Source organism: Aeromonas sp. s7(2024) (assembly GCF_040907825.1).
Taxonomy (GTDB): Bacteria; Pseudomonadota; Gammaproteobacteria; order Enterobacterales; family Aeromonadaceae; genus Aeromonas; species Aeromonas veronii.
In genome coordinates this window covers 171970-193989 of the sequence record NZ_JBFOCM010000041.1, presented here as the reverse complement: position 1 = coordinate 193989, position 22020 = coordinate 171970, and the positions used below count along the sequence as shown (strand labels likewise).

24 protein-coding genes are annotated in these 22020 nt (G+C 56.4%); all 24 read left to right on the top strand.

Annotation, left to right across the window (positions count from 1 at the left end):
- Positions 1–12 precede the first annotated feature (12 nt).
- Entirely contained in the window at positions 13–282 is a 270-nt protein-coding gene (gene fliQ / locus AB5Y73_RS20700; protein WP_076491417.1) for a flagellar biosynthesis protein FliQ, read from the top strand.
- Positions 279–1076 (top strand): flagellar biosynthetic protein FliR, encoded by a 798-nt coding sequence (fliR, locus tag AB5Y73_RS20695; RefSeq protein WP_019444720.1) that lies wholly within the window; start codon positions 279–281, stop codon positions 1074–1076. Before fliQ ends, fliR begins: the two co-directional genes overlap by 4 nt.
- On the top strand, positions 1069–2199 hold the full coding sequence (flhB, locus tag AB5Y73_RS20690; protein WP_107683669.1) for a flagellar biosynthesis protein FlhB: 1131 nt from the start codon (positions 1069–1071) through the stop codon (positions 2197–2199). Before fliR ends, flhB begins: the two co-directional genes overlap by 8 nt.
- A 107-nt stretch (positions 2200–2306) precedes the next feature.
- Complete coding sequence (gene flhA / locus AB5Y73_RS20685; RefSeq protein ID WP_107683670.1) at positions 2307–4409, top strand: flagellar biosynthesis protein FlhA; 2103 nt, start codon at positions 2307–2309, stop codon at positions 4407–4409.
- A gap of 16 nt (positions 4410–4425) precedes the next feature.
- A complete protein-coding gene (gene flhF / locus AB5Y73_RS20680) occupies positions 4426–5850 on the top strand; it encodes a flagellar biosynthesis protein FlhF (RefSeq protein WP_107683671.1) in 1425 nt (474 codons plus the stop codon).
- Position 5851: 1 nt separating this feature from the next.
- Positions 5852–6727 carry a MinD/ParA family protein gene (locus AB5Y73_RS20675; RefSeq protein WP_013723550.1) on the top strand — a complete coding sequence of 292 codons (876 nt, stop codon included), beginning with the start codon at positions 5852–5854 and terminating at the stop codon, positions 6725–6727.
- Positions 6720–7439, top strand: a complete 720-nt coding sequence (locus AB5Y73_RS20670; protein ID WP_107683672.1) for an RNA polymerase sigma factor FliA — start codon at positions 6720–6722, stop codon at positions 7437–7439. Before AB5Y73_RS20675 ends, AB5Y73_RS20670 begins: the two co-directional genes overlap by 8 nt.
- A 111-nt stretch (positions 7440–7550) precedes the next feature.
- Positions 7551–7934, top strand: a complete 384-nt coding sequence (gene cheY / locus AB5Y73_RS20665) for a chemotaxis response regulator CheY (RefSeq protein WP_013723552.1) — start codon at positions 7551–7553, stop codon at positions 7932–7934.
- A 12-nt stretch (positions 7935–7946) separates the two neighbouring features.
- On the top strand, positions 7947–8687 hold the full coding sequence (locus AB5Y73_RS20660; RefSeq protein ID WP_005353668.1) for a protein phosphatase CheZ: 741 nt from the start codon (positions 7947–7949) through the stop codon (positions 8685–8687).
- 11 nt (positions 8688–8698) lie between these two features.
- On the top strand, positions 8699–10882 hold the full coding sequence (locus AB5Y73_RS20655) for a chemotaxis protein CheA (protein ID WP_368148436.1): 2184 nt from the start codon (positions 8699–8701) through the stop codon (positions 10880–10882).
- A 32-nt stretch (positions 10883–10914) separates the two neighbouring features.
- Positions 10915–12030, top strand: a complete 1116-nt coding sequence (locus AB5Y73_RS20650) for a chemotaxis response regulator protein-glutamate methylesterase (RefSeq protein ID WP_107683674.1) — start codon at positions 10915–10917, stop codon at positions 12028–12030.
- A 2-nt stretch (positions 12031–12032) separates the two neighbouring features.
- Positions 12033–12770, top strand: coding sequence for a flagellar motor protein (locus tag AB5Y73_RS20645; RefSeq protein ID WP_047434323.1), 738 nt, complete (start codon positions 12033–12035; stop codon positions 12768–12770).
- Between the two features lie 2 nt (positions 12771–12772).
- Positions 12773–13693: a flagellar motor protein MotB gene (locus tag AB5Y73_RS20640; protein WP_107683675.1), complete on the top strand. Its 921-nt coding sequence runs from the start codon at positions 12773–12775 to the stop codon at positions 13691–13693.
- 4 nt (positions 13694–13697) lie between these two features.
- Positions 13698–14492 (top strand): ParA family protein, encoded by a 795-nt coding sequence (locus AB5Y73_RS20635; protein ID WP_107683676.1) that lies wholly within the window; start codon positions 13698–13700, stop codon positions 14490–14492.
- On the top strand, positions 14489–15361 hold the full coding sequence (locus AB5Y73_RS20630; protein WP_107683677.1) for a chemotaxis protein CheW: 873 nt from the start codon (positions 14489–14491) through the stop codon (positions 15359–15361). Before AB5Y73_RS20635 ends, AB5Y73_RS20630 begins: the two co-directional genes overlap by 4 nt.
- Positions 15362–15430: 69 nt before the next feature.
- Positions 15431–15919: a chemotaxis protein CheW gene (locus AB5Y73_RS20625; protein ID WP_005298836.1), complete on the top strand. Its 489-nt coding sequence runs from the start codon at positions 15431–15433 to the stop codon at positions 15917–15919.
- Between the two features lie 28 nt (positions 15920–15947).
- Positions 15948–16325, top strand: coding sequence for a DUF2802 domain-containing protein (locus AB5Y73_RS20620; RefSeq protein WP_005334692.1), 378 nt, complete (start codon positions 15948–15950; stop codon positions 16323–16325).
- A gap of 198 nt (positions 16326–16523) precedes the next feature.
- Entirely contained in the window at positions 16524–17168 is a 645-nt protein-coding gene (gene ccmA / locus AB5Y73_RS20615; protein WP_005353659.1) for a cytochrome c biogenesis heme-transporting ATPase CcmA, read from the top strand.
- Positions 17169–17172: 4 nt separating this feature from the next.
- Positions 17173–17841: a heme exporter protein CcmB gene (gene ccmB / locus AB5Y73_RS20610; protein WP_064335791.1), complete on the top strand. Its 669-nt coding sequence runs from the start codon at positions 17173–17175 to the stop codon at positions 17839–17841.
- 170 nt (positions 17842–18011) lie between these two features.
- A complete protein-coding gene (locus tag AB5Y73_RS20605) occupies positions 18012–18752 on the top strand; it encodes a heme ABC transporter permease (RefSeq protein WP_005334687.1) in 741 nt (246 codons plus the stop codon).
- A 2-nt stretch (positions 18753–18754) separates the two neighbouring features.
- On the top strand, positions 18755–18961 hold the full coding sequence (ccmD, locus tag AB5Y73_RS20600) for a heme exporter protein CcmD (RefSeq protein WP_107683678.1): 207 nt from the start codon (positions 18755–18757) through the stop codon (positions 18959–18961).
- Positions 18958–19449: a cytochrome c maturation protein CcmE gene (gene ccmE / locus AB5Y73_RS20595; RefSeq protein WP_005334685.1), complete on the top strand. Its 492-nt coding sequence runs from the start codon at positions 18958–18960 to the stop codon at positions 19447–19449. The genes ccmD and ccmE overlap by 4 nt, the downstream gene beginning before the upstream one ends.
- Before the next feature lie 82 nt (positions 19450–19531).
- Positions 19532–21487 carry a heme lyase CcmF/NrfE family subunit gene (locus AB5Y73_RS20590; protein ID WP_279499442.1) on the top strand — a complete coding sequence of 652 codons (1956 nt, stop codon included), beginning with the start codon at positions 19532–19534 and terminating at the stop codon, positions 21485–21487.
- On the top strand, positions 21484–22014 hold the full coding sequence (locus AB5Y73_RS20585) for a DsbE family thiol:disulfide interchange protein (protein WP_005353655.1): 531 nt from the start codon (positions 21484–21486) through the stop codon (positions 22012–22014). The genes AB5Y73_RS20590 and AB5Y73_RS20585 overlap by 4 nt, the downstream gene beginning before the upstream one ends.
- Positions 22015–22020: the final 6 nt, after the last annotated feature.

Below are 22020 nucleotides of genomic sequence, written 5' to 3'. Positions count from 1 at the left end.
GAGCCCCCGAACATGAGTCCTGAAACCTTTATCGACGTCTTTCGCGAGGCGCTCTGGCTAGTTACCATTATGGTGACAGCCGTGATTCTGCCCAGCCTCGCTATCGGGCTGGTGGTAGCCATTTTTCAGGCGGCCACCTCCATCAACGAACAGACCCTGAGCTTTCTGCCTCGTCTCATCGTGACACTGTTTGCGCTGGGTGCGGGCGCTCACTGGGGTCTGCAGAGTCTGATGGACTTCTTCATACTGATGGTGAATCAAATCCCCGAGGTGGTGGGATGACCTACACAACCGCTCTGATCATGGAGTGGTTGTCTTCCATCCTCTGGCCGCTGGCGCGGGTGAGCAGTCTGCTGATGGTGATGGCGGTGTTCGGCAGCCGCCTTGCTCCTGCGCGGGTACGGATGGGGCTGGCTCTTGCTATCACCTTTCTGATTGCCCCGCTGCTTCCGAAAATGCCCCCTATCGAGCTCTTCTCTGCCGGCAGCTTTCTGGTATTGGGCCAGCAACTGCTGATCGGAATTGCCCTCGGCCTGATGACCCAGTTTCTGATGGAGAGCTTCGTGATGGCCGGTCAGGTCATCGCCATGCAGACCAGCCTCGGTTTTGCCACCCTGGTGGACCCGATGAATGGCCAGTCGGCACCAGTGGTGGGTCAGTTTTATCTGATGCTGGCGACCCTGGTGTTTCTGGCGCTGGATGGTCATCTGGTGATGCTGCGGCTGGTGATCCTCAGTTTTGAGACCTTGCCGGTGTCGGACGCCGGGCTCACTTTACCGGCCATCCGTACCCTGATCGGCTTTCTCGGTGTGATGTATCAGGCCTCACTGGTGATGGCCCTTTCTGCCATCGTCGCCTTGCTCTTAATCAACTTCGCCTTTGGTGTCATGACCCGGGCGGCGCCGCAGCTCAACATTTTCAGTATCGGTTTTGCGGTCAGCATGATGTCGGGTCTGCTGATCCTCTGGCTCACTATCGGCGGGTTTCTCGGCCACTTCGACATCATGTGGGAGCGGGTACAGGAGGTCAGCTGCGAGCTGATCAACACCCAGTGCTTCGGGGGTGCTCATGGCTGATACCGACCAGGAACGTACCGAACAACCCACGGGCAAACGACTGCAACAGGCCCGTGAAAAAGGGCAGATTGCACGTTCAAAAGAGCTCGGGACCGCCAGCGTTCTGCTCTCGGCGGTATTTGGTCTGCTGATGTTCAAGGGCTCGCTGGCGACGGCCATGATCAAGGTTGTCACCATGGGCTTTACTCTGGACAGGGAGCAGGCTTTCGATCCCAATGCCATGATCGCCATGGTGCCGGCGCTGCTGGGGGAACTGGTTCTTCCGCTGGGACTCTTGTTTGCACTGGTGGCGATTGCCGCTTTTATCGGCAACACCCTGATGGGGGGGATGAACTTCTCCACCGAAGCCATGATGCCCAAGATGAGCAAGCTGAGTCCACTCAACGGTATCAAGCGAATGTTCGGGGTGCAGTCGCTGATCGAGCTGGTCAAATCCATCGCCAAGGTGGTGTTCATCACCCTGTTTGCCTGGTGGATGCTATCCAATCAGTTCAATCACCTGCTCAACCTCTCCATGGAGGGATTTCCCGGCGGTATTATCGATGCGCTGGAGCTGTTTCTCTGGATGTTGATCATCCTCTGTTGCGCTCTGCTTCCCATCGTTGCCATCGACGTGCCGTTCCAGCAGTGGAACCATATGCGTCAGCTCAAGATGACCAAACAGGAGGTCAAGGACGAGTTCAAGGACAGCGAAGGCAAGCCCGAGGTAAAGGGCAAGATCCGTCAGTTGCAGATGCAGATGGCGATGCGCCGGATGATGGGGGATGTGCCCAAGGCCGATGTGGTGATCACCAACCCGACCCACTACTCGGTTGCGCTCAAGTATGATGCGGGCAAACCCGGCGCCGCGCCCAAGGTCGTGGCCAAGGGTACTGATGAAATTGCAATGAAGATCAGGGAGATCGCCAGAGAGTACGAGGTCCCCATCATGCCGTCACCAGCCTTGACCCGTGCGATTTACCACTCAACCGAGCTGGGCCACGAGATCCCGGAAGGGCTGTTTGCGGCGGTTGCCCAGGTGCTCGCCTATGTCTTCCAGCTCAAGAAATTCCGTCGTGGTCAGGGTCGCCGTCCCCAGCCGCTGGCTAAAGATCTGCCCATTCCGACCGAATATCGAAAATGACAAAGTTCTGACGTAGTCAAAATAAATCCATTGTATTTCAATGTCTTGTATTGTTGGCTTGATGTTTGCTTTAATCTGGCACCAGCAGGTTGAAATTGAGAAGCGCGATGGAATTCAAGGTAGTATTGGGCCAGTTCAAAGAGTACCGGGGAGTATTGGGCAAAGGCCTTGGCACTCCTCTGCTGGTATTGGCCGCGCTCGGTATGGTGGTGTTGCCCATCCCGCCGTTGATGCTGGACGTGCTCTTCTCCTTCAACATTGCTCTCTCCATCGTGGTGCTGCTGGTATCCGTCTATACCCGCCGCCCCCTCGAATTTGCAGCCTTCCCGACAGTACTGCTGCTCGCCACCTTGCTGCGGTTGGCGTTGAACGTTGCCTCGACCCGAGTGGTGTTGCTGGAAGGTCATAATGGTAGTGCGGCGGCCGGCCATGTGATCGAAGCGTTCGGTAACGTGGTGATCGGCGGCAACTATGCGGTCGGCATCATCGTTTTTACCATCCTGATGATCATCAACTTTGTGGTGATCACCAAGGGGGCCGGGCGGATCGCGGAAGTGAGTGCCCGTTTTACCCTTGATGCGATGCCGGGCAAACAGATGGCTATCGATGCCGATTTGAACGCCGGTCTCATCAATCAGGAAGAGGCGAAGAATCGTCGACAGGATGTGACCCAGGAAGCTGACTTCTACGGCTCCATGGACGGTGCCTCCAAGTTTGTCAAAGGGGACGCGGTTGCAGGCGTAATGATCCTCTTTATCAACATCATCGGCGGCTTCATCATCGGGATGATGCAGCACCAGCTGACCTTCAGCGAATCTGCCGAGATCTATACCCTGTTGGCCATCGGTGACGGTCTGGTGGCGCAGATCCCCTCCCTGCTGCTCTCAATTGCAGCCGCCATCATAGTGACCCGTCAGAATACCGATCAGGACATGGGTACCGCAGTACTAGGCCAGCTGTTTGACAATCCCAAGGCGCTGATCATCTCGGCCGGTATTCTGTTGATGATGGGGCTGGTGCCGGGGATGCCGCATTTCGCCTTCCTGAGTCTGGGTGCTCTTGCCGCCGCTGGCGCCTGGTGGTTGCTGCGCCGCGAGAAACTGGCAGCCGCCAAAGCGGCCAAGGGTGAGCTGTTGCCTGCCACAGCCGAGCAGCCTCATGAACAGAAAGAGCTGAGCTGGGACGATGTAATGCCGGTGGACATCATCGGGCTGGAAGTGGGTTATCAGCTGATCCCGCTGGTGGATCGCAATCAGGGGGGCGAACTGCTCAACCGGATCAAAGGGGTGCGCAAGAAACTCTCGCAAGAGCTGGGCTTTCTGGTCCCTGCCGTCCACATTCGCGACAACCTGGATCTGGCGCCAAACCAATACCGCATCACCTTGATGGGGGTCAGTACCGGCGAGGCCAATGTCTACCATGATAAGGAGATGGCCATCAATCCGGGGCAGGTGTTCGGCCAGATCCAGGGGATAGCTACCCGTGATCCCGCCTTCGGACTGGAAGCGGTCTGGGTTGCCAAGGAGATGGTCTCTCAGGCACAGACGCTGGGGTATACGGTGGTGGATACCGCGACCGTGGTGGCTACCCATCTGAGCCAGATCCTGACCAACCATGCGGCTCTGCTGCTGGGCCATGACGAGGTACAACAACTGCTCGACATGATTGGCAAACATCAGAGCAAGCTGGTCGAAGGGTTGGTGCCGGAAGTGATCAGCATGGGTAACCTTGTGAAGGTATTGCAGAATTTGCTCAATGAAGGCGTGCCAATCCGCGATATGCGCACTATCCTGCAGACCTTGGTTGAATACGCGCCGCGCAGTCCGGATCCGGAAGTGCTCACGGCCGCTTGCCGGATTGCCCTGCGTCGCCTGATTGTGCAAGAGATTGCAGGCCCCGATCCCGAGCTGCCGGTGATTACCTTGGCGCCGGAATTGGAACGTATATTGCATCAATCCCTGCAGGCTGGTGGCGGTGATGGTGCCGGTATTGAACCGGGTCTGGCAGAGCGGATGCAGCGCTCGCTGGTGGAAGCCACTCAACGACAAGAATTGGAAGGCCAACCGGCCGTGCTTCTGACATCGGGGATCTTGCGCAATACCCTGGCGAAATTTGTCAAGAATGCCATTCCTGGATTGCGCGTTCTGTCTTATCAGGAAGTGCCCGACGACAAGCAGATCCGCATCGTCAGTGCGGTAGGGCAGAACTAGTTAGCGGAGACGACGGGTGAAGATTAAGCGGTTTTTTGCCAAGGATATGCGAACGGCTCTGGCCGAGGTCAAGGAGACTCTCGGGCCGGATGCCGTCATCATGTCCAACAAGAAGGTCACCGGAGGGGTAGAGATAGTCGCCGCAGTCGATTATCAATCCCAGGTTCCGGGGCCCAAAGATGCGCCGGTTCGCCGTCAGCTGAACGATGAGAGCGTCAATATTTCGTCTGCTGCACGGCAGATGATCCGCCCCGAGCCGTCGCCGGCGAAGGAGCAGAACGAACATTATGCCGATACCCTGGCCGCCTTGCTGGCGCGCCAGCAGAAGCTCAAGCCGGGCAATGGGGCGCCAATGGGCAATACCCAATCGGTCGGGCTGGCCGCTGCCAATGCTGCGCCCAGAACATTGGCCGAGCAGGGGCAGTGGGGCGCAGCTCCCGAACCTGCCAAGCCCAAAGCTCGGGTTGCGTCCGGCCAGCGCCCCCCTCAACCTGCCCAGCGGGATCAGGAGATGGAAGGGATGCGCAAGGAGATGGCCAGCATCCGTAAATTGCTGGAGCACCAGATCTCCGGGCTGATGTGGCAAGAGGTGGAGCGCCGCGAACCGATGCGGGCCCTGTTGATCAAGGAGCTCAAGAAACTGGGCTTTGATGATGCCTTTGCCGATCAACTGGCGGGACTGATCCCCGAAGATATGTCCATCCATCAGGCGATGGCCCAGTTGGCCGAGGTGCTGACGGCCCAGCTCAAGATCAGTGAGGACGAGATCATGCGTCAGGGCGGCGCGGTTGCGCTGCTTGGTCCGACTGGGGTGGGCAAAACCACCACCATCGCCAAGCTGGCTGCCCGTTTCGCCATGAAGTATGGCGCCGAGCAGGTGGCGCTGATCACCACCGACAACTACCGGATTGGTGCCCATGAACAGCTGCAGACCTATGGCCGCATCATGGGTTGCCCGGTACGGCAGGTGCGTGATGCCGAAGAGTTGGCCAATGCCCTTTATCAGTTCCGCCATCGTCGGCTGGTACTTATCGATACGGCCGGGGTGGGTCAGCGGGATATCCGCCTGACCGAGCAGCTCGATACCCTGGTCAAGAATGCCAAGGTACGGATCCGCAGTTATCTGGTGATGTCGGCAACTTCCCAGCGTCGGGTGATGCAGGAGGCGGTGGACCATTTCCGGCGTATTCCATTAAGCGGCTGCATACTTACCAAATTGGATGAAAGTCTGAATCTGGGCGAAGTGATTAACGTGTGTATCCAGAATGCCTTGCCCATCAGCTATATCACTGACGGACAAAGGGTTCCGGAAGATATTCAGGTTGCCAATGCGGCGCAGCTCGTCGGGGCTGCCATGGGCTCGCTGGAGCGAGAAACAGAGGAGCCCTATTTCTGGGGCGCAGGCTTTGGCGAGGCCGAAGATTCGGAGTTTTATGAGTAACATGTATATGGATCAGGCGAGTGGTCTGCGCAAAATGCGTCAAAACAATCGAGTAAAAGTAATCGCCGTTTCCGGTGGTAAAGGTGGCGTGGGCAAGACCAACGTGACCCTGAACGTGGCCGGAGCCATGGCCGCCCAAGGCAAGCGGGTGATGGTGCTGGATGCCGACCTGGGTCTGGCCAACGTCGACGTCATGCTGGGGCTGCGGGTTCATCGCAACCTCTCTCATGTCCTGGCGGGTGAATGCACCATCGACGATATCATCGTCGAAGGCCCCTACGGCATGATGATCGTACCTGCGACCTCGGGCACCCAGTCCATGGTCGAGCTTTCTCCGGTGCAGCATGCCGAGCTTATCCGCGCCTTCAGCGAGATGAAGACCCAGGTCGACATCCTGCTGGTGGATACGGCTGCGGGGATCTCCGACATGGTGCTGAGCTTCACCCGAGCAGCTCAAGACATCATGGTGGTGGTCTGCGATGAGCCGACCTCCATCACCGATGCCTACGCCCTCATCAAGATCCTCTCCAAGGATCACGGCGTGTTTCGTTTCAAGGTGGTGGCCAATATGGTGCGCAGTCTGCGCGAAGGGCAGGAGCTCTTTGCCAAACTGACCCGGGTCACGGATCGTTTCCTCGACACCTCGCTGGAGCTGGTCGCCTGTGTACCCTATGACACCAATCTGCGTGCCGCTGTGCGCAAGCAGAAGCTGATTGTCGAGGCGTTTCCCAAGTCGCCGGCCGCACTGGCGTTCCGGGCCCTTGCCAACAAGGCGGCGAGCTGGCCGGTTCCCAACCAGCCGGGCGGCCATCTGGAGTTTTTCCTGGAAAATTTGTTGCAGAAACCGGCCACAACACAGGAAGGTTCCCGTGAATAAAGCCCAAGCGTACTTGCGTCATCAGGATTCCTACGTGCTGGTGGAGCGTCATGCTCCCCTGGTCAAGCGAATTGCCCAGCATTTGTTGGCTCGCCTGCCCAGCAGTGTCTTGCTGGATGACCTGATCCAGGCAGGTATGATTGGGCTGCTTGAAGCCTCCCGCAACTTTGACGGTAGCAAGGGGGCCAGCTTCGAGACGTATGCCGGGATCCGCATCCGTGGCGCCATGCTGGATGAGATCCGGCGTGGTGACTGGGTACCCCGCTCTGTGCATCGCAACAGTCGCGCTATTGCAGAGGCGATCGAGAATGTCGAGCAGACTCACGGGCGTGACGCGCGAGATACCGAAGTTGCTGCCGAGATGGGGGTCTCCATCGCTGATTACCATGCGATGCTGCAAGACGTCTCCTGCGGCAAAATTATCGGCATCGAAGATTTGGGGGTCAGCGAGGATGTGATCGGCAACCCCGATGATGCCTCTTCAGGCTCGGGATTCGATGAATTGGCTGCCGAGCGATTTCAGATTCAATTATCCGAGCAAATTGGTCGTCTACCAGAGAGAGAAGCTTTGGTTCTCTCTCTTTACTACGATGAAGAGCTGAATTTGCGTGAAATTGGCGAGGTTTTGAATGTCAGCGAGTCGCGTGTGAGCCAGATCCACAGTCAGGCAATGCACAGATTGCGTGCTCGTTTGAGAGATTGGCATCTATAAGTGTTTGTACTGGCTACACTGAGATGAAACTCTAAGGCATAATCCGCACGACACAACCCGTTTTTAGCATCATGTAAGTGAGCCACTCTGGTGGCTATTTAGGAGGGAATTTTGGACAAGAACATGAAAATCCTCATTGTTGACGATTTTTCAACGATGCGCCGGATTATCAAGAACTTGCTGCGCGACTTGGGATTCAACAATACCCATGAGGCGGATGACGGCAATACAGCGCTGCCGATGCTGAAAAATGGTGATTTTCAGTTTGTAGTTACCGACTGGAACATGCCAGGCATGCAAGGTATTGACCTGCTTAAAGCCATCCGTGTCGATGAGAAGCTCAAGCATCTGCCGGTACTGATGGTAACCGCTGAAGCCAAACGTGAGCAGATCATTGAAGCCGCTCAAGCTGGCGTCAACGGTTACATCGTCAAGCCCTTCACCGCAGCAACGCTCAAAGAAAAACTCGACAAAATTTTCGAACGAATTGGCTAAGGAGCTGCAGGGATGATGGCCAAAACGAGAGCAATGATTTCGCTCGACCAGGCAAGGATGCTTGTTGCTCATCTGGAGCAAGGCGAATTTGAGCTGGCCGATGAACTGCTTGCCGAAGTATGTGCCCCCAACGCAGCCGATCTGTTTGAAAAAGTAGGTCAGCTGACCCGACAACTGCATGATTCACTTCAAGAGTTTCGCCTCGATCCCCGTATTCCCGATTTGGCTACTCATGATATTCCCGATGCTCGGGAGCGCTTGAGCTACGTTATCGATATGACCGATAAAGCGGCCAATCGCACAATGGATGCGGTGGAAGCCAGTTTGCCGATAGCGGATCGCCTGAATGACAATATCCAGCTGGTGATGCCGAACTGGAATGCCCTGATGTCTCGTGACATGAGCGTGGGGCAGTTCAAATCCTTATGTCACCAACTTGATGATTTTATTAAGGCTTCAGAGTCTGATGCCGATAAATTACGGCAACTGCTGACAGAAATCCTGATGGCACAAGATTTTCAGGATTTGACAGGTCAGATGATCCGCAAGGTCATCAAGCTTGTTCAGGAAGTTGAAACAAAATTAATAGAAATGCTGACCATGTTTGGTGAGGCTTCTGCTGAGCATTCAACTCGTAGTATTCCTGTCAACGGGATTGAAGCAGAGGGCCCTATCATGAACCCCGAGGCTCGTGCCGATGTGGTCAATGGTCAGGATGATGTGGACGATCTGCTGTCTAGCTTGGGATTCTAATGGAGTGACGCATGGCCTTCGAAGTTGATGAAGACATACTGCAAGACTTTCTGGTCGAAGCATCCGAAATATTGGAACAGTTGTCTGAACAACTGGTCGACTTGGAAAAGCGGCCCGATGACAAGAACCTGTTGAATGCTATCTTTCGCGGTTTCCATACCGTGAAGGGGGGGGCAGGTTTTCTGTCGCTTGGTGAACTGGTTGATGTATGCCACGGTGCGGAAAACGTGTTCGATATCTTGCGTAATGGCAAGCGAACCGTTACTGCGGAGCTGATGGATGTGATCCTGCAAGCGCTGGATGCCATCAATGTCATGTTCGCCCAGGTTCAAAATCGCGAAGCACCCAGCCCTGCGTCAGATGATTTGCTTCATGACCTCCATGAGTTGTGCAAGCCGGAAGGGGAAGAGCAACTGCGCACGGCTACCAGTGCGGCTGCGGCTGTAGAATCTGAACCTGCAGCACCGGTAGTTGTTGAAGAAGTTGCTCCAGAAATTGTTGAACCCGCAGCCATCAGCAGTGAGCCTGCTCCTGTCAATGGCGGCGGCTCGATCGATGAAATTTCTGCAGACGAATTCGAGCGTCTGTTGGACGAGCTCCACGGCGTGGGTGGGGCTCCGACTAAGGCGGCTGCAGCAGCCCCGATAGCGGGTGGCTCTGGCGATATCACCGATGATGAGTTTGAGGCCTTGCTGGACCAGCTCCATGGCCAGGGACAGCACATGGGGGCGCCAGAGGTGAATCCTCTGAAGTCGGTGCAAAAAGAGGTGGACGAACTTATCGATGATGATGAGTTTGAGCGTCTGCTTGATGAATTACATGGCCGTGGCCAAGGGCCTCAGAGTACTCTGGCACCTGCCGCACCTGCCGCACCTGCCGCACCTGCCGCGGTGACTCCGCCCAAACCGGTCACTCCTGTAGCCAAACCAGCACCGGCTGCCCCCGCAAAACCTGCCGAAGCAGCCAAGGCACCAGCGCCTGCCGCCAAGGCTGCGCCTGCGCCAGCAGAAAACAGTGCCGTGCAAAGCGATACGACGGTGCGGGTGGATACCAAGACTCTCGATGTCATCATGAACATGGTAGGTGAGTTGGTACTAGTCCGTAACCGGTTGGTGAGCCTGGGGATTGCCAGCAATGATGAAGAGATGTCAAAGGCGGTTGCCAATCTGGATGTGGTAACGGCTGACCTGCAAGGGGCGGTGATGAAAACCCGCATGCAGCCAATCAAGAAGGTATTTGGTCGTTTCCCGCGCGTGGTGCGTGATCTGGCCCGAACCCTTAAGAAAGAGATTGAGCTGGTGATGGTGGGCGAAGAGACCGATCTTGATAAAAACCTGGTGGAGGCGCTCGCCGATCCTCTGGTTCACCTCGTTCGCAACTCATGCGATCACGGGGTCGAAATGCCGGATGTTCGTGAGAAAGCGGGCAAACCGCGGCAAGGGACGATCACCCTTAGCGCCTCCCAGCAAGGCGATCATATCCTGCTTTGCATCGAGGATGATGGGGCTGGGATGGATCCTGAGAAACTCAAGTCCATCGCAATCAGTCGCGGTGTTCTGGATGCAGATACTGCCGCTCGCATGAGCGACAACGATGCCTATAACCTGATCTTTGCCCCGGGCTTTTCAACCAAGGCCGAGATCTCCGATATCTCTGGCCGTGGTGTCGGAATGGATGTGGTTAAAACCAGCATTGTCAGCCTCAATGGGTCGGTGCACATCGACTCCACTTGGGGGAAAGGTACCCGTCTCGAAATCAAGGTTCCGTTGACGCTAGCCATTCTGCCGACTCTGATGGTGGAAGTGGGTGAGCAGACCTTCGCACTTCCCCTTGGTTGTGTGAATGAGATTTTCCATCTGGATCTGAAAAAGGCCAACATGGTTGATGGCCAGCTCACCATCATTGTGCGAGAGAAGGCGATACCGCTCTTCTATCTGCACAAATGGTTGATTCGTGGCGCTAACAAGCGTTCACGCCAGGATACCGGACATGTGGTGATCGTGCAGATTGGCACTCAGCAAATCGGGTTTGTGGTAGATAGCCTGATTGGTCAGGAAGAGGTTGTGATCAAGCCTCTTGATAACCTGCTGCAAGGTACGCCGGGTATGGCCGGGGCGACGATTACCAGTGATGGCGGAATTGCTCTTATTTTGGATGTGCCGAGCCTGCTCAAAGCATATGCGCGTAGACATTAATAGCTCAGGCCCAAGGAGTTAGAAAAACAACAATGGCAGTCAAGGTATTAGTTGTCGACGATTCGAGCTTCTTTCGCCGTCGGGTGAGCGAGATCATCAATCAGGATCCCATGCTGACGGTGATTGATACGGCCCAGAATGGACGTGAGGCGGTGGACAAGGCGCTGTCACTGCGCCCTGATGTGATCACCATGGACATCGAGATGCCCGTGATGGATGGCATCAGTGCGGTGCGGGAGATCATGGCCAAGTGCCCAACCCCCATTCTGATGTTCTCCTCCCTGACCCATGAAGGGGCCAAGGCTACGCTGGATGCGCTGGACGCTGGTGCCCTAGACTTCTTGCCCAAGAAGTTTGAGGACATTGCCAGAGACAAAGATGAAGCGGTCAGACTGTTGCAACAACGGGTGAAGGAGATCTCCCGCAAGCGCTTCCTGATGACATCCGCTGCTCGCCCCAAAGCACCTGAACCGGTTGCTCGTGCTCCTCTGGGCAGCACTGTGCCCAGAACTTCAGATCGTCAGCCTGACCTGCAACGTACTGTGCCAAGTGCTTCATTCAAGCGCAGTGGCAAGAGTTATCAGTTGGTGGCGATCGGCACTTCTACCGGCGGACCTGTTGCGTTGCAAAATGTGCTGACCAAGTTGCCGGGGGATTTTCCCCATCCCATCCTGCTTATCCAGCATATGCCAGCCACTTTTACTGCCGCGTTTGCTGCCCGTCTCAACGGGTTATGCCAGATTGGCGTCAAGGAAGCGGAAGATGGCGATGTGCTTAAACCAGGGCATGCCTATCTTGCTCCCGGTGGCAAACAGATGCTGCTGGAAGGTCGTGGTGCAGGGGCCCGCATTCGCATCGTGGATGGCAACGACAAGGTCAATTACAAGCCTTGTGTGGACATCACTTTTGCCTCTGCGGCCAAAACCTATGCCGACAAGGTATTGGCGATTGTGCTGACCGGTATGGGGGCTGATGGCCGTGATGGCGCCAGACTGCTGAAAGAGCAGGGATCAACCATCTGGGCTCAGGATGAGGCTTCCTGCGTGGTATATGGTATGCCCCAAGCGGTAGCCAAAGCGGGGATTGCCAGCGAATCACTTCCTCTGGACAAGGTGGCCCAGCGTATTCTGGTTGAGTTGGGGCGCTAATCATGGGCTTGCTCGGTCTGCTCCTGGCATTGGGGGCTATTGCCATTGCCCAACTGTGGCATGGCGGCTCCCTGTTGACGCTGGTGGACGGCCCTGCTTTTTTGATCGTGCTGGGCGGTACCGTCGGTGCCGTCACGTTGCAGACTCCAGCCAAGTACATCTTGCTGGCGTTGCGCCAGCTGTTATGGATTTTTACCCCTCCCCGCCAGGATCTCGCGGTGCAGGCCGAACGGTTGCAGTCATGGGCCGTCTTTGCGCGCCAGCAAGGGCTGCTTGCCCTTGAAAATCAGGCCGAGCAGGAGGAGGATAACTTTACCCGTCAAGGGCTCGGCATGATTGTCGATGGGGTATCCACAGAGGATATCCGTATGCTGCTGGAAGCGGACATCGATATCGAGCAGGAGCGTAATGAACATGCCGCCAGGGTATTTGAAGCCATGGGGGGGTACAGTCCGACCATCGGGATCATCGGTGCCGTGCTGGGCCTGATCCAGGCCATGTTTCATCTCGAAGACCCGTCAGCGCTGGGGGCGGGTATCGCAGTGGCATTTGTGGCGACCATATATGGAGTGGGGTTTGCCAACCTCATCTACCTGCCTATCGCCAATCGGCTACGCGCATTTCACTACCACTATGCACTCTTTCAGGAGATGACCCTGGAAGGGCTGCTGGCTATCGCTCATGGTGAAAACGGCTTGCAGGTTGAACGCCGGCTCAGGGCCTATTTGAAAGGAGAGTAGCCATGCGCAAGCGCTATCGGTTGCACTTGCAGGGTCGCGAGCATCTTGACCGTTGGCTGGTCTCCTATGCCGATTATATGACGCTGATCTTTGCATTGTTCGTGGTGCTCTACTCTGTTGCGCTGGTGAACAAGGACAAGTATCGCGCGGTGATTGATGGTATGAGCCAGGCGTTCAGTGTCATGCAGTCTGGCGGCAATGGCTTGCTCGAAGGGCAGGATAATTCCTTGCTGGATAACCCGGTATCTGCCTCTCCATCGTTGCTGGAAAGTCCAGCATCCTCCTCTCCTTCACTTGCTCCCATTTCTGGTGTGCCAGTGCTGCAAGATGGCGCGACACTTGCAGAACTCGATATGCAGTTGCAACAGAGCATGGGCTCGCTGGTGGATGCCGGTATCGTCAAACTGACGCAGGATGAGAACTGGCTGACGGTTGAACTCAGTTCCGGCTTGTTGTTTGGCAGCGGCAGTGCCTTTTTGGGACCAAACGCAGCACCGGTCATTAATACTCTTTCAAGTATTCTCAAACCGGTCGATAACTATGTAAGGGTTCGGGGTTATACCGATAACCAACAGATAAATAATGAAATTTATCGTTCTAACTGGGCGCTTTCTGCTGCTCGGGCCGAGGCGGTACTCAATGGCTTGATTGCCGATGGGATCGCCCCTCAGCGTCTGGCGTTCGAGGCATATGGCGAGTTTTCCCCCTTTGCTGACAACAGCAGCGAGCAGGGCAGACTGCAGAATCGCAAGGTTGTGGTCGCTATCTCCAAATTTGCCTGGGTGCCGCCGGCACCTGTGGTTACAACACCGACGGTAGTTGCTGAACCGGTTCCAGCTGTACAGCAGGCGGTGGATGCAGGAGAGATAAAGGTGATCACCTTGCCCGGTGGTGGCATACGCATAACAACAAGGCAGGATTGATACAGTGATTGTTTGGACGGTTGCCAACCAGAAAGGTGGTGTGGGTAAAACCACCACAGTGGTCTCGCTTGCGGGGATCCTGGCCCAGCGTGGCCAGCGGGTGCTGTTGATTGATACCGACCCCCATGCTTCGCTGACTGCATATCTTGATTTTGATTCAGATCGCCTGGATGGAACCCTCTATGAGTTGTTTCAAGCTGTCAAACCGACAGCCGAGCTTGTCAATAAACTGACGCTCAAGACCAAGTTCGAAAATATCAACTTATTGCCAGCATCTATTACCTTGGCAACCCTTGATCGGGTGATGGGCAATCGTGAGGGGATGGGACTGGTACTGAAGCGGGCACTGCTGCGCATTCAGGATCAATATGATTACGTGCTGATCGATTGCCCGCCAGTACTGGGGGTGATGATGGTCAACGCGCTGGCTGCCTGCGATCGCATTCTGGTGCCTGTCCAGACAGAATTTCTGGCCCTCAAGGGGTTGGAGCGGATGATGAAAACATTCGAGATCATGCAGCGTTCCAAGCGTGACAAGTTCCGTTATACCGTGATCCCGACCATGTTCGACAAGCGCACCCGTGCCTCTCTGATGACCTTGAAGTCGATCAAGGATCAATATGGAGATTCAGTGTGGAATGCGGTGATCCCTATTGATACCAAGTTTCGGGATGCCAGCTTGCTGCATATCCCCCCGTCTATCTATTCTCCCGGGAGTCGTGGAACCTATGCATATGAAACGCTGCTCAACCATCTTGATGCCCTTGAGCTGCAACGGGTTCATGAGGTAACGGTATGAGAGATACCATTCAAGTTCGGGCGATGGATGACTATTTCCACTCCCTGCTGCTCGATGAGCCACTGGTGCTGGATGAGGTGGAAGAGGTTCAATCTGCCCCTGTTTTACAGTTGCAACGTCAGCCCCAAAGCGTCCCCGAGGTAGTTGCCGCACCTTACCTCGAAAGCGATCCACGGCTTGCCCAACTTGGTGAGCTATTGGCTCAGGTGGGACAAGTCCAGTTTGAGAATGACGCCTTCACCCAGGAAGCGACTCTCACCGCACCGCTGGAGATTGTGGCAGAGGAATCACTGCTGCCGGTGGAGCCTGAATGGCCTGAGGAGGTTCTGCTTCCCGAGATTGCGGAGCCCCATACTACTATCCTGACCGAAACGGCGCTGGAGGTTGCTCCGGTAGAGGCCAGTGAACCGGTTGCTTGGGAAAATATCGATACCGGTAAAGAGTTTCAGGCCCTTTTCTTTGAAGTCGCGGGCGTGACGTTTGCGGTGCCGTTGACCGAGCTGGGTGGTATTCATCAGCTGGGCGAGATCACCTCCCTGTTTGGCCAGCCTGGCTGGTACAAGGGGATCATGACCTCCCGCGAGCAGAAGATGAATGTGGTCGATACTGCCCAGTGGGTCATGCCGGGTCAGCATCTCGAGATGGATGATTACAAGTATTTGATTATGCTTGGTGAATCGCCGTGGGGATTAGCCTGCCACCATCTCAAAGGGACTGAATTGTTACACCGTGACCAGGTGAAATGGCGCCATCAGGAGGGCAAGCGCCCCTGGTTGGCGGGCATGGTCAAAGAAAAAATGTGTGCCCTGTTACACGTCCGCGAACTGCTCCTGTTGCTGGAGCGTGGGGTTAACATAGAAGGTCGCTGATAACTTCTGCAATCGAGCTGTTTTATTGCTAGTTTTAGCAGTAGACGTTTTCATAAAAGGAATAAAAACATGACAGAAAAGCGCAATATTGCACAGAATCTGGCCGAAGATGAAGTGCTGCAATGGGTAACCTTCCAACTGGAAAACGAAACCTACGGCATCAATGTGATGCAGGTTCAGGAGGTGTTGCGCTACACCGAAATTGCACCGGTGCCGGGTGCGCCTGAGTACGTACTGGGGATCATCAACCTGCGTGGCAATGTGGTGACTGTCATCGATACCCGTTCCCGTTTCGGTCTGCCTTCCGGTGATGTGAGTGAAAACTCCCGGATTGTGATCATTGAGGCCGAGAAGCAGGTGATCGGCATCATGGTCGACAGTGTGGCTGAAGTGGTTTATCTGCGCTCTTCCGAGATCGATGCGGCACCTGCGGTCGGTACTGAAGAGAGCGCCAAGTTTATTCAGGGGGTGAGCAACCGCGATGGGCAACTGCTGATCCTGGTTGACTTGAACAAGCTGCTCTCCGATGAAGAGTGGGAAGATATCGGTTCCCTCTGATAAGTAAGGTGATGTTTTGATAATCGAGATGGTTGCCTTGGGGATGTCCCTGATTGCCTTGGCGTTTGCCTCTTATATCTGGTTCAAGAGCAAGCGCAGCAAGCAGGAGTCCGAGGCCAGTGTGGCAACCCTGCAAGGTCAGTTGGAAAGCTTGCGCAAGCAGATGATGGAACTCCATACCGGCGCCATTGGCATGGGGCAGCGTCTGCAGTCGGTGGAAGGGGCGATGCAGCAGGTCAATGAGCGCCAGCAAGAGCTGACCATGCAGGATCCCGAACGCAGGCTCTACAGCCGAGCGGCAAAGATGGTCGAACTGGGCGCCGATCTTGATGAAGTCATGAGTGAGTGCGAGTTGCCAAAGGCAGAGGCTGAGCTCTTGATATCGTTGCGAAAAGGTCGCTCTTGATGATTCAGGAAGGCAATTGCCTTCCTGAATTTTATGGCGTGCAGCCGCTTGCCCCTCAGCTGCGTTGAGCGGATGGTTTCTACCGCATTTTCTTTGTGATCCCGGTCGCCAGTCAGTTCAATTGTTGCATCTTTGAAAAGACGTATTCCAATACTGTGTTAAGATGCAGACCGCTTCATTTTCTCTGAAAAAATCCCCATGCTGCTTCAAGTTAACAATCTGAGCTGCGTGCGTGAAGATCGCACTCTGTTTGAACACCTCTCTTTCTCTGTTGCGCCCGGCGATCTGGTGCAAATTGAAGGGCCCAACGGGGTCGGCAAGACCAGCCTGTTGCGGTTGTTGACCGGGCTGTCGCAGCCATTTGCCGGTGAGGTGTGCTGGAATGGGGAGAATATTCGTCACTGTCGTGATGAGTATCATGCCAATCTGCTCTATCTCGGCCATCAGCCCGGTGTCAAAGCGGCGCTGACCCCTTTTGAAAACCTGAAGTTCTACCAGCAGTTACATCACCCGCAGCAAACAGAGACTGACTTGTGGCAGATATTGGCCCGGGTAGGGCTGGCCGGATTTGAAGAGAACCCGACCGGGCAACTCTCTGCCGGCCAGCAACGCCGGGTGGCTCTGGCCAGACTCTGGCTGTCACAGAAACCGGCACTCTGGATCCTCGATGAGCCCTTTACCGCCATCGACAAGCAGGGGGTCAAGGTGCTCGAACAGCTCTTTCTGGCCCACGCCGAGCGGGGCGGCATGGTGATCCTCACCACCCATCAGGATCTGACCCTGATGCAGGGACGGCTGAAGACTATCTCGTTGACCCCCTTCGCCTCGACATTGCAGGAGTAACGCCATGTTGCGCGCTGTTATGCACCTTATTCACCGTGAACTGCTGATGGCTCTGCGCCAGCGTTCCGATATTCTCAACCCGCTCTGGTTTTTCCTCATCGTCATCACCCTGTTTCCGTTAGGGATTGGCCCGGAGCCCAAACTGCTGGCCCGTATTGCCCCGGGGATCATCTGGGTGGCGGCGCTATTGGCGGCCATGTTGTCGCTGGAGCGGCTGTTTCGCGACGACTTTGCCGATGGCGCGCTGGAGCAGATGATGCTGATGCCTCATCCGCTGAGCTTGCTGGCGCTGGCGAAAGTGGTCGCTCACTGGCTGCTGACCGGCTTGCCGCTGCTGCTGATCTCTCCCTTGCTGGCGATTTTGCTGTCGCTGGATATGAACACCTATCTGGCTGTCGTCGCGACGCTGGCACTGGGCACTCCGGTATTGAGTCTGCTCGGCGCGGTCGGAGTCGCGTTGACGGTGGGACTGCGCAAAGGCGGGGTGCTGCTCAGTCTGCTGATCCTGCCGCTCTATATTCCGGTACTGATTTTTGCCACCTCAGCCATCGATGCCGCGGGGATGAGCTTGCCCTATGGCGGGCAGCTTGCCATTCTGGCCGCCATGCTGGTGGGGGCTTTGACACTGACGCCGCTGGCTGTGTCGGCGGCGTTGCGGGTCAGTCTCAACTGATGGCTGTGAGCTGAACCGAATTTGGCTCCGAACGGAGTCTTTTTGCAAAAAATAATGTTGCGATGGATCAAGGAGAGTGCCGCTTATTGCTTTCGGGGTATTTGATGCTGCCCCGTGGTCGGTATGGTAGGCCTCGCCAAACGATTAATAACAAAAAGGTTTTGTGAGCTATGTGGAAATGGTTGCACCCTTATGCCAAACCGGAGCGTGCCTATCAGCTGGCAGGCACGCTGTTGCCCTGGTTTGCGGTGATTAGTCTGCTCTCGTTTGTGATCGGTACTGTCTGGGGCCTCGCGTTTGCGCCAGCGGATTACCAGCAGGGAGATTCGTTCCGGATCATCTATATCCACGTGCCTTCCGCCATTCTCTCCATGGGAGCCTACTCCACCATGGCGGTGGCCGCCTTTATCGGCCTGGTGTGGCAATTGCGGATGGCGGACATGACGGTTGCAGCCATTGCGCCGGTCGGCGCCGTATTTACCTTTATTGCCCTCTTTACCGGTGCCGCCTGGGGCAAGCCGATGTGGGGAACCTGGTGGGTGTGGGATGCGCGGCTCACCTCTGAACTGATCCTGCTGTTTCTCTACCTCGGCGTGATTGCCCTCTACAACGCCTTCAGCGACAAGGTGGTCGCTGGCCGTGCGGCCGGCATTCTGGCACTGGTTGGGGTGATCAACCTGCCCATCATTCACTACTCGGTGGAGTGGTGGAACACCTTGCATCAGGGGGCCACCATCACCAAATTTGACAAACCTTCCATTTCACCCGAGATGCTCTGGCCGCTGCTGATCATGATCCTGGCGTTTGCCGCGTTTCTCGGGGCCCTGACCCTGATGCGTTTTCGCAATGAACTCCTGATGCGGGAGTGGCATCGCCCCTGGGTCAAAGAGATTGCAGAGCAGGAGAAGTAAGCATGCACTTTGCCTCTTTCAGTGATTTTATGGCGATGGGCGGTTACGCCTTCTATGTCTGGCTCTCTTTTGGCCTGACGTTGGTGTGTCTGGTCGGCATCATCATTTCTACCCGCATGAAAACCCGCAGCCTGCTCGGTGAGTTGCGCAGCAAGCAGGCGCGTGAGGCCCGTCGCAAGGTGGCCCAGCAGATGGAGAACACCCTATGAATCCGAGACGCAAAAAACGCCTCACCATCATTCTCGCCATCACCCTGGGTCTGGCGACCGTCAGCGGGCTGGTGCTCTACGCACTCAGTCAGAATATCGACCTCTTCTACACCCCGAGCGAGCTGGTGGAGGGGAAGGGGCCGGACAAGATCAAGCCGGAAGAGGGGCAGCGCCTACGCATCGGTGGATTGGTCGTGCCGGGATCGGTACAGCGGGATCCCCAGAGCCTCAAGGTTGCCTTCAAGCTGGTGGATAACGGCGGTCATCTGGTGAAGGTCGAGTTTGACGGCATCCTGCCGGACTTGTTCCGTGAAGGGCAGGGGATTGTTGCCCAGGGCACCCTCAAGGATGCCACGACCGTAGAGGCGTTCGAGGTGCTGGCCAAGCACGATGAGAACTACATGCCGCCGGAAGTGGCCGATGCCACCAACGGTATGCACTTCAAGCCGGAGTATACCGAGGCGCAGTTGAAGGGAGCCAAGCAGTGATCCCTGTGGTGTGTGCCTTTTCCGCTTTGCCTGCCGTGCGTGGTGCGGCTGTTGTCACCGTTCAATTGAAAGGAATGCCTTCATGATCCCGGAATTAGGTCAGTTTGCGCTGATCCTGGCCTTTGCCACCGCCCTGCTGCTGGGGAGCTACCCACTACTGGGCGCCAGCTGGGGGCGTCTTGGCGTGATGTCGGCGGCCCGTCCGCTCGCCTATGCCCAGTTCTTGTTGCTGCTGCTGTCGTTTCTCTGCCTGACCTGGGCTTTTATCGATAATGACTTCACCGTGCAGTATGTGGCCACTAACTCCAATAGCCTGCTGCCGCTCGCCTATCGCATTTCCGCCGTATGGGGTGCCCACGAAGGCTCCCTGCTGCTGTGGGTACTGACCCTGGGTGGCTGGACCGCGGCGGTAGCCATGTTCAGTCGGCGTCTGCCGCTTGATGCTGTCGCGCGGGTACTCGGTGTGCTGGGGCTGATCTCGGTCGGCTTCACTGCCTTCGTGTTGTTCACCTCCGATCCCTTCACCCGCACCTTGCCCTATTTCCCGGTAGATGGTCGTGACCTCAATCCGCTGCTGCAGGATCCGGGTCTTATCTTCCATCCGCCGATGCTCTACATGGGTTATGTGGGTTTCTCGGTGGCGTTTGCTTTTGCCATTGCTTCGCTGATGACCGGCCGTCTCGATGCGACCTGGGCTCGCTGGTCGCGCCCCTGGACCATGGCTGCCTGGGTATTCCTGACCCTGGGCATAGTGCTCGGCTCTTGGTGGGCCTACTACGAGCTCGGTTGGGGCGGCTGGTGGTTCTGGGATCCGGTAGAAAACGCCTCGTTTATGCCCTGGCTGGCGGGTACCGCTCTGCTGCACTCGCTGGCGGTGAGCGAGAAGCGCGCCACCTTCAAGGCGTGGACCGTGCTGCTGGCCCTCTCTGCCTTCTCGCTGAGCCTGCTGGGTACCTTCCTGGTACGCTCCGGCGTGTTGGTGTCGGTCCATGCGTTTGCCTCCGATCCGACCCGCGGTCTGTTTATTCTCGGCTTCCTGCTGGCGGTGATCGGCTCATCCTTGCTGCTGTTTGCCTTTAAAGGCTCGCAGGTGAAGAGCCACGGCAAACACGAGCTGTGGAGCCGCGAGACCCTGTTGCTTTGCAACAACATCATGCTGGTGGCGGGTCTGCTGACCGTGCTGCTCGGTACCTTGCTGCCGCTGGTGCACAAGGAGCTGGGGCTGGGGAGCATCTCTATCGGTACTCCCTTCTTTAACCACATATACAGCTGGCTGATCATCCCGTTTGCCCTGCTGCTGGGGGTTGGCCCGCTGTTTCGCTGGCGTCGTCAGGAGCTGGGGGAACTCAAAAGTAAGGTGGTCGTGGCACTGGTGCTGAGTCTGGCCGCAGCCTTGCTGTTGCCGCAGCTCTTTGCCGAAACCTTCAAGCCGTGGGCGGCGGTAGGGATTGGTCTGGGCGCCTGGATCATCGTCACCAGCGTGCAGGAGACCTGGGCGCGAGCGACCCACAAGCACAGCTTTGCAGTCGGTGTGCGCAAGCTTGGCAACAGCCACTGGGCCATGATCCTCGGCCATGTGGGGCTGGCAGTCAGCATCATAGGTATCGCCTGCACCCAGAACTACAGTATCGAAAAGGATCTGCGAATGCAGGCGGGTGATCGGGTGCACTTTGCCGATTACGAGTTCGTCTTTGCCGGGATCAAGGAGAAGAACGGCCCCAACTACGATGGCTTCAAGGGCGTGCTGGAAGTGCACCGCAATGGCAAGCAGGTCGCCCTGCTCAAGCCCGAGAAGCGGATGTACAAGGTGACCCGGATGCCGATGACCGAAGCGGCCATCGATGCCGGTATCACCCGCGATCTCTATGCGGCGCTGGGGGAACAGCTCGACAACGGAGCCTGGGCGGTGCGGATCTACTACAAGCCGTTCGTGCGCTGGATCTGGTTCGGCGGCGTCTTTATGGCCATTGGTGGCGTGCTGGCGATGCTGGACAAGCGTTACCGTTTCGGCCGTCGTGAGGAGGAGGCCAAGGCATGAACAAAAAGACCTGGTTGTTTTTAATCCCCTTTATCGTCTTTTTGCTGGGGGCGGTGTTCCTGTTCAAGGGGCTCTACTCCGATCCCACCAAGCTGGAGTCCGTGATGGTGGGTAAAGAGGTGCCGGTGTTCACCCTGCAGGACATTTACGATCTGAACAAGCAGCACGATCGCAGTATCCTGACCGGTCGCCCCATGCTGCTCAACGTCTGGGCCACCTGGTGCCCGACCTGCTATGGCGAGCACACCTACCTCAAGCAACTGGCGGGGCAGGGCATTCCCATCATCGGCATGAACTACAAGGATGAGCGCGACAAGGCGATCAAGTGGCTGGCTGAGCTGGGCAACCCCTATCAGGTCAACCTCTATGATCCGGACGGCATGCTGGGGCTGGATCTCGGGGTATACGGCGCGCCGGAGACCTTCTTTATCGACAGCAAGGGGATCATCCGGTATCGCCACGTGGGGGATATCAACCCCGAGAACTGGGCGTCGACCCTCAAACCCATCTTTGATGCCATGAAGTGAGGGGAG

What these genes read in the sequence shown, in the direction of transcription:
- fliQ (WP_076491417.1), top strand. Translation starts at nt 13, where the DNA reads ATGAGTCCTGAAACCTTTATCGACGTCTTTCGCGAGGCGCTCTGGCTA.
- fliR (WP_019444720.1), top strand. Translation starts at nt 279, where the DNA reads ATGACCTACACAACCGCTCTGATCATGGAGTGGTTGTCTTCCATCCTC.
- flhB (WP_107683669.1), top strand. Translation starts at nt 1,069, where the DNA reads ATGGCTGATACCGACCAGGAACGTACCGAACAACCCACGGGCAAACGA.
- flhA (WP_107683670.1), top strand. Translation starts at nt 2,307, where the DNA reads ATGGAATTCAAGGTAGTATTGGGCCAGTTCAAAGAGTACCGGGGAGTA.
- AB5Y73_RS20675 (WP_013723550.1), top strand. Translation starts at nt 5,852, where the DNA reads ATGTATATGGATCAGGCGAGTGGTCTGCGCAAAATGCGTCAAAACAAT.
- AB5Y73_RS20660 (WP_005353668.1), top strand. Translation starts at nt 7,947, where the DNA reads ATGATGGCCAAAACGAGAGCAATGATTTCGCTCGACCAGGCAAGGATG.
- AB5Y73_RS20655 (WP_368148436.1), top strand. Translation starts at nt 8,699, where the DNA reads ATGGCCTTCGAAGTTGATGAAGACATACTGCAAGACTTTCTGGTCGAA.
- AB5Y73_RS20650 (WP_107683674.1), top strand. Translation starts at nt 10,915, where the DNA reads ATGGCAGTCAAGGTATTAGTTGTCGACGATTCGAGCTTCTTTCGCCGT.
- AB5Y73_RS20645 (WP_047434323.1), top strand. Translation starts at nt 12,033, where the DNA reads ATGGGCTTGCTCGGTCTGCTCCTGGCATTGGGGGCTATTGCCATTGCC.
- AB5Y73_RS20640 (WP_107683675.1), top strand. Translation starts at nt 12,773, where the DNA reads ATGCGCAAGCGCTATCGGTTGCACTTGCAGGGTCGCGAGCATCTTGAC.
- AB5Y73_RS20630 (WP_107683677.1), top strand. Translation starts at nt 14,489, where the DNA reads ATGAGAGATACCATTCAAGTTCGGGCGATGGATGACTATTTCCACTCC.
- AB5Y73_RS20625 (WP_005298836.1), top strand. Translation starts at nt 15,431, where the DNA reads ATGACAGAAAAGCGCAATATTGCACAGAATCTGGCCGAAGATGAAGTG.
- AB5Y73_RS20620 (WP_005334692.1), top strand. Translation starts at nt 15,948, where the DNA reads ATGGTTGCCTTGGGGATGTCCCTGATTGCCTTGGCGTTTGCCTCTTAT.
- ccmA (WP_005353659.1), top strand. Translation starts at nt 16,524, where the DNA reads ATGCTGCTTCAAGTTAACAATCTGAGCTGCGTGCGTGAAGATCGCACT.
- ccmB (WP_064335791.1), top strand. Translation starts at nt 17,173, where the DNA reads ATGTTGCGCGCTGTTATGCACCTTATTCACCGTGAACTGCTGATGGCT.
- AB5Y73_RS20605 (WP_005334687.1), top strand. Translation starts at nt 18,012, where the DNA reads ATGTGGAAATGGTTGCACCCTTATGCCAAACCGGAGCGTGCCTATCAG.
- ccmD (WP_107683678.1), top strand. Translation starts at nt 18,755, where the DNA reads ATGCACTTTGCCTCTTTCAGTGATTTTATGGCGATGGGCGGTTACGCC.
- ccmE (WP_005334685.1), top strand. Translation starts at nt 18,958, where the DNA reads ATGAATCCGAGACGCAAAAAACGCCTCACCATCATTCTCGCCATCACC.
- AB5Y73_RS20590 (WP_279499442.1), top strand. Translation starts at nt 19,532, where the DNA reads ATGATCCCGGAATTAGGTCAGTTTGCGCTGATCCTGGCCTTTGCCACC.
- AB5Y73_RS20585 (WP_005353655.1), top strand. Translation starts at nt 21,484, where the DNA reads ATGAACAAAAAGACCTGGTTGTTTTTAATCCCCTTTATCGTCTTTTTG.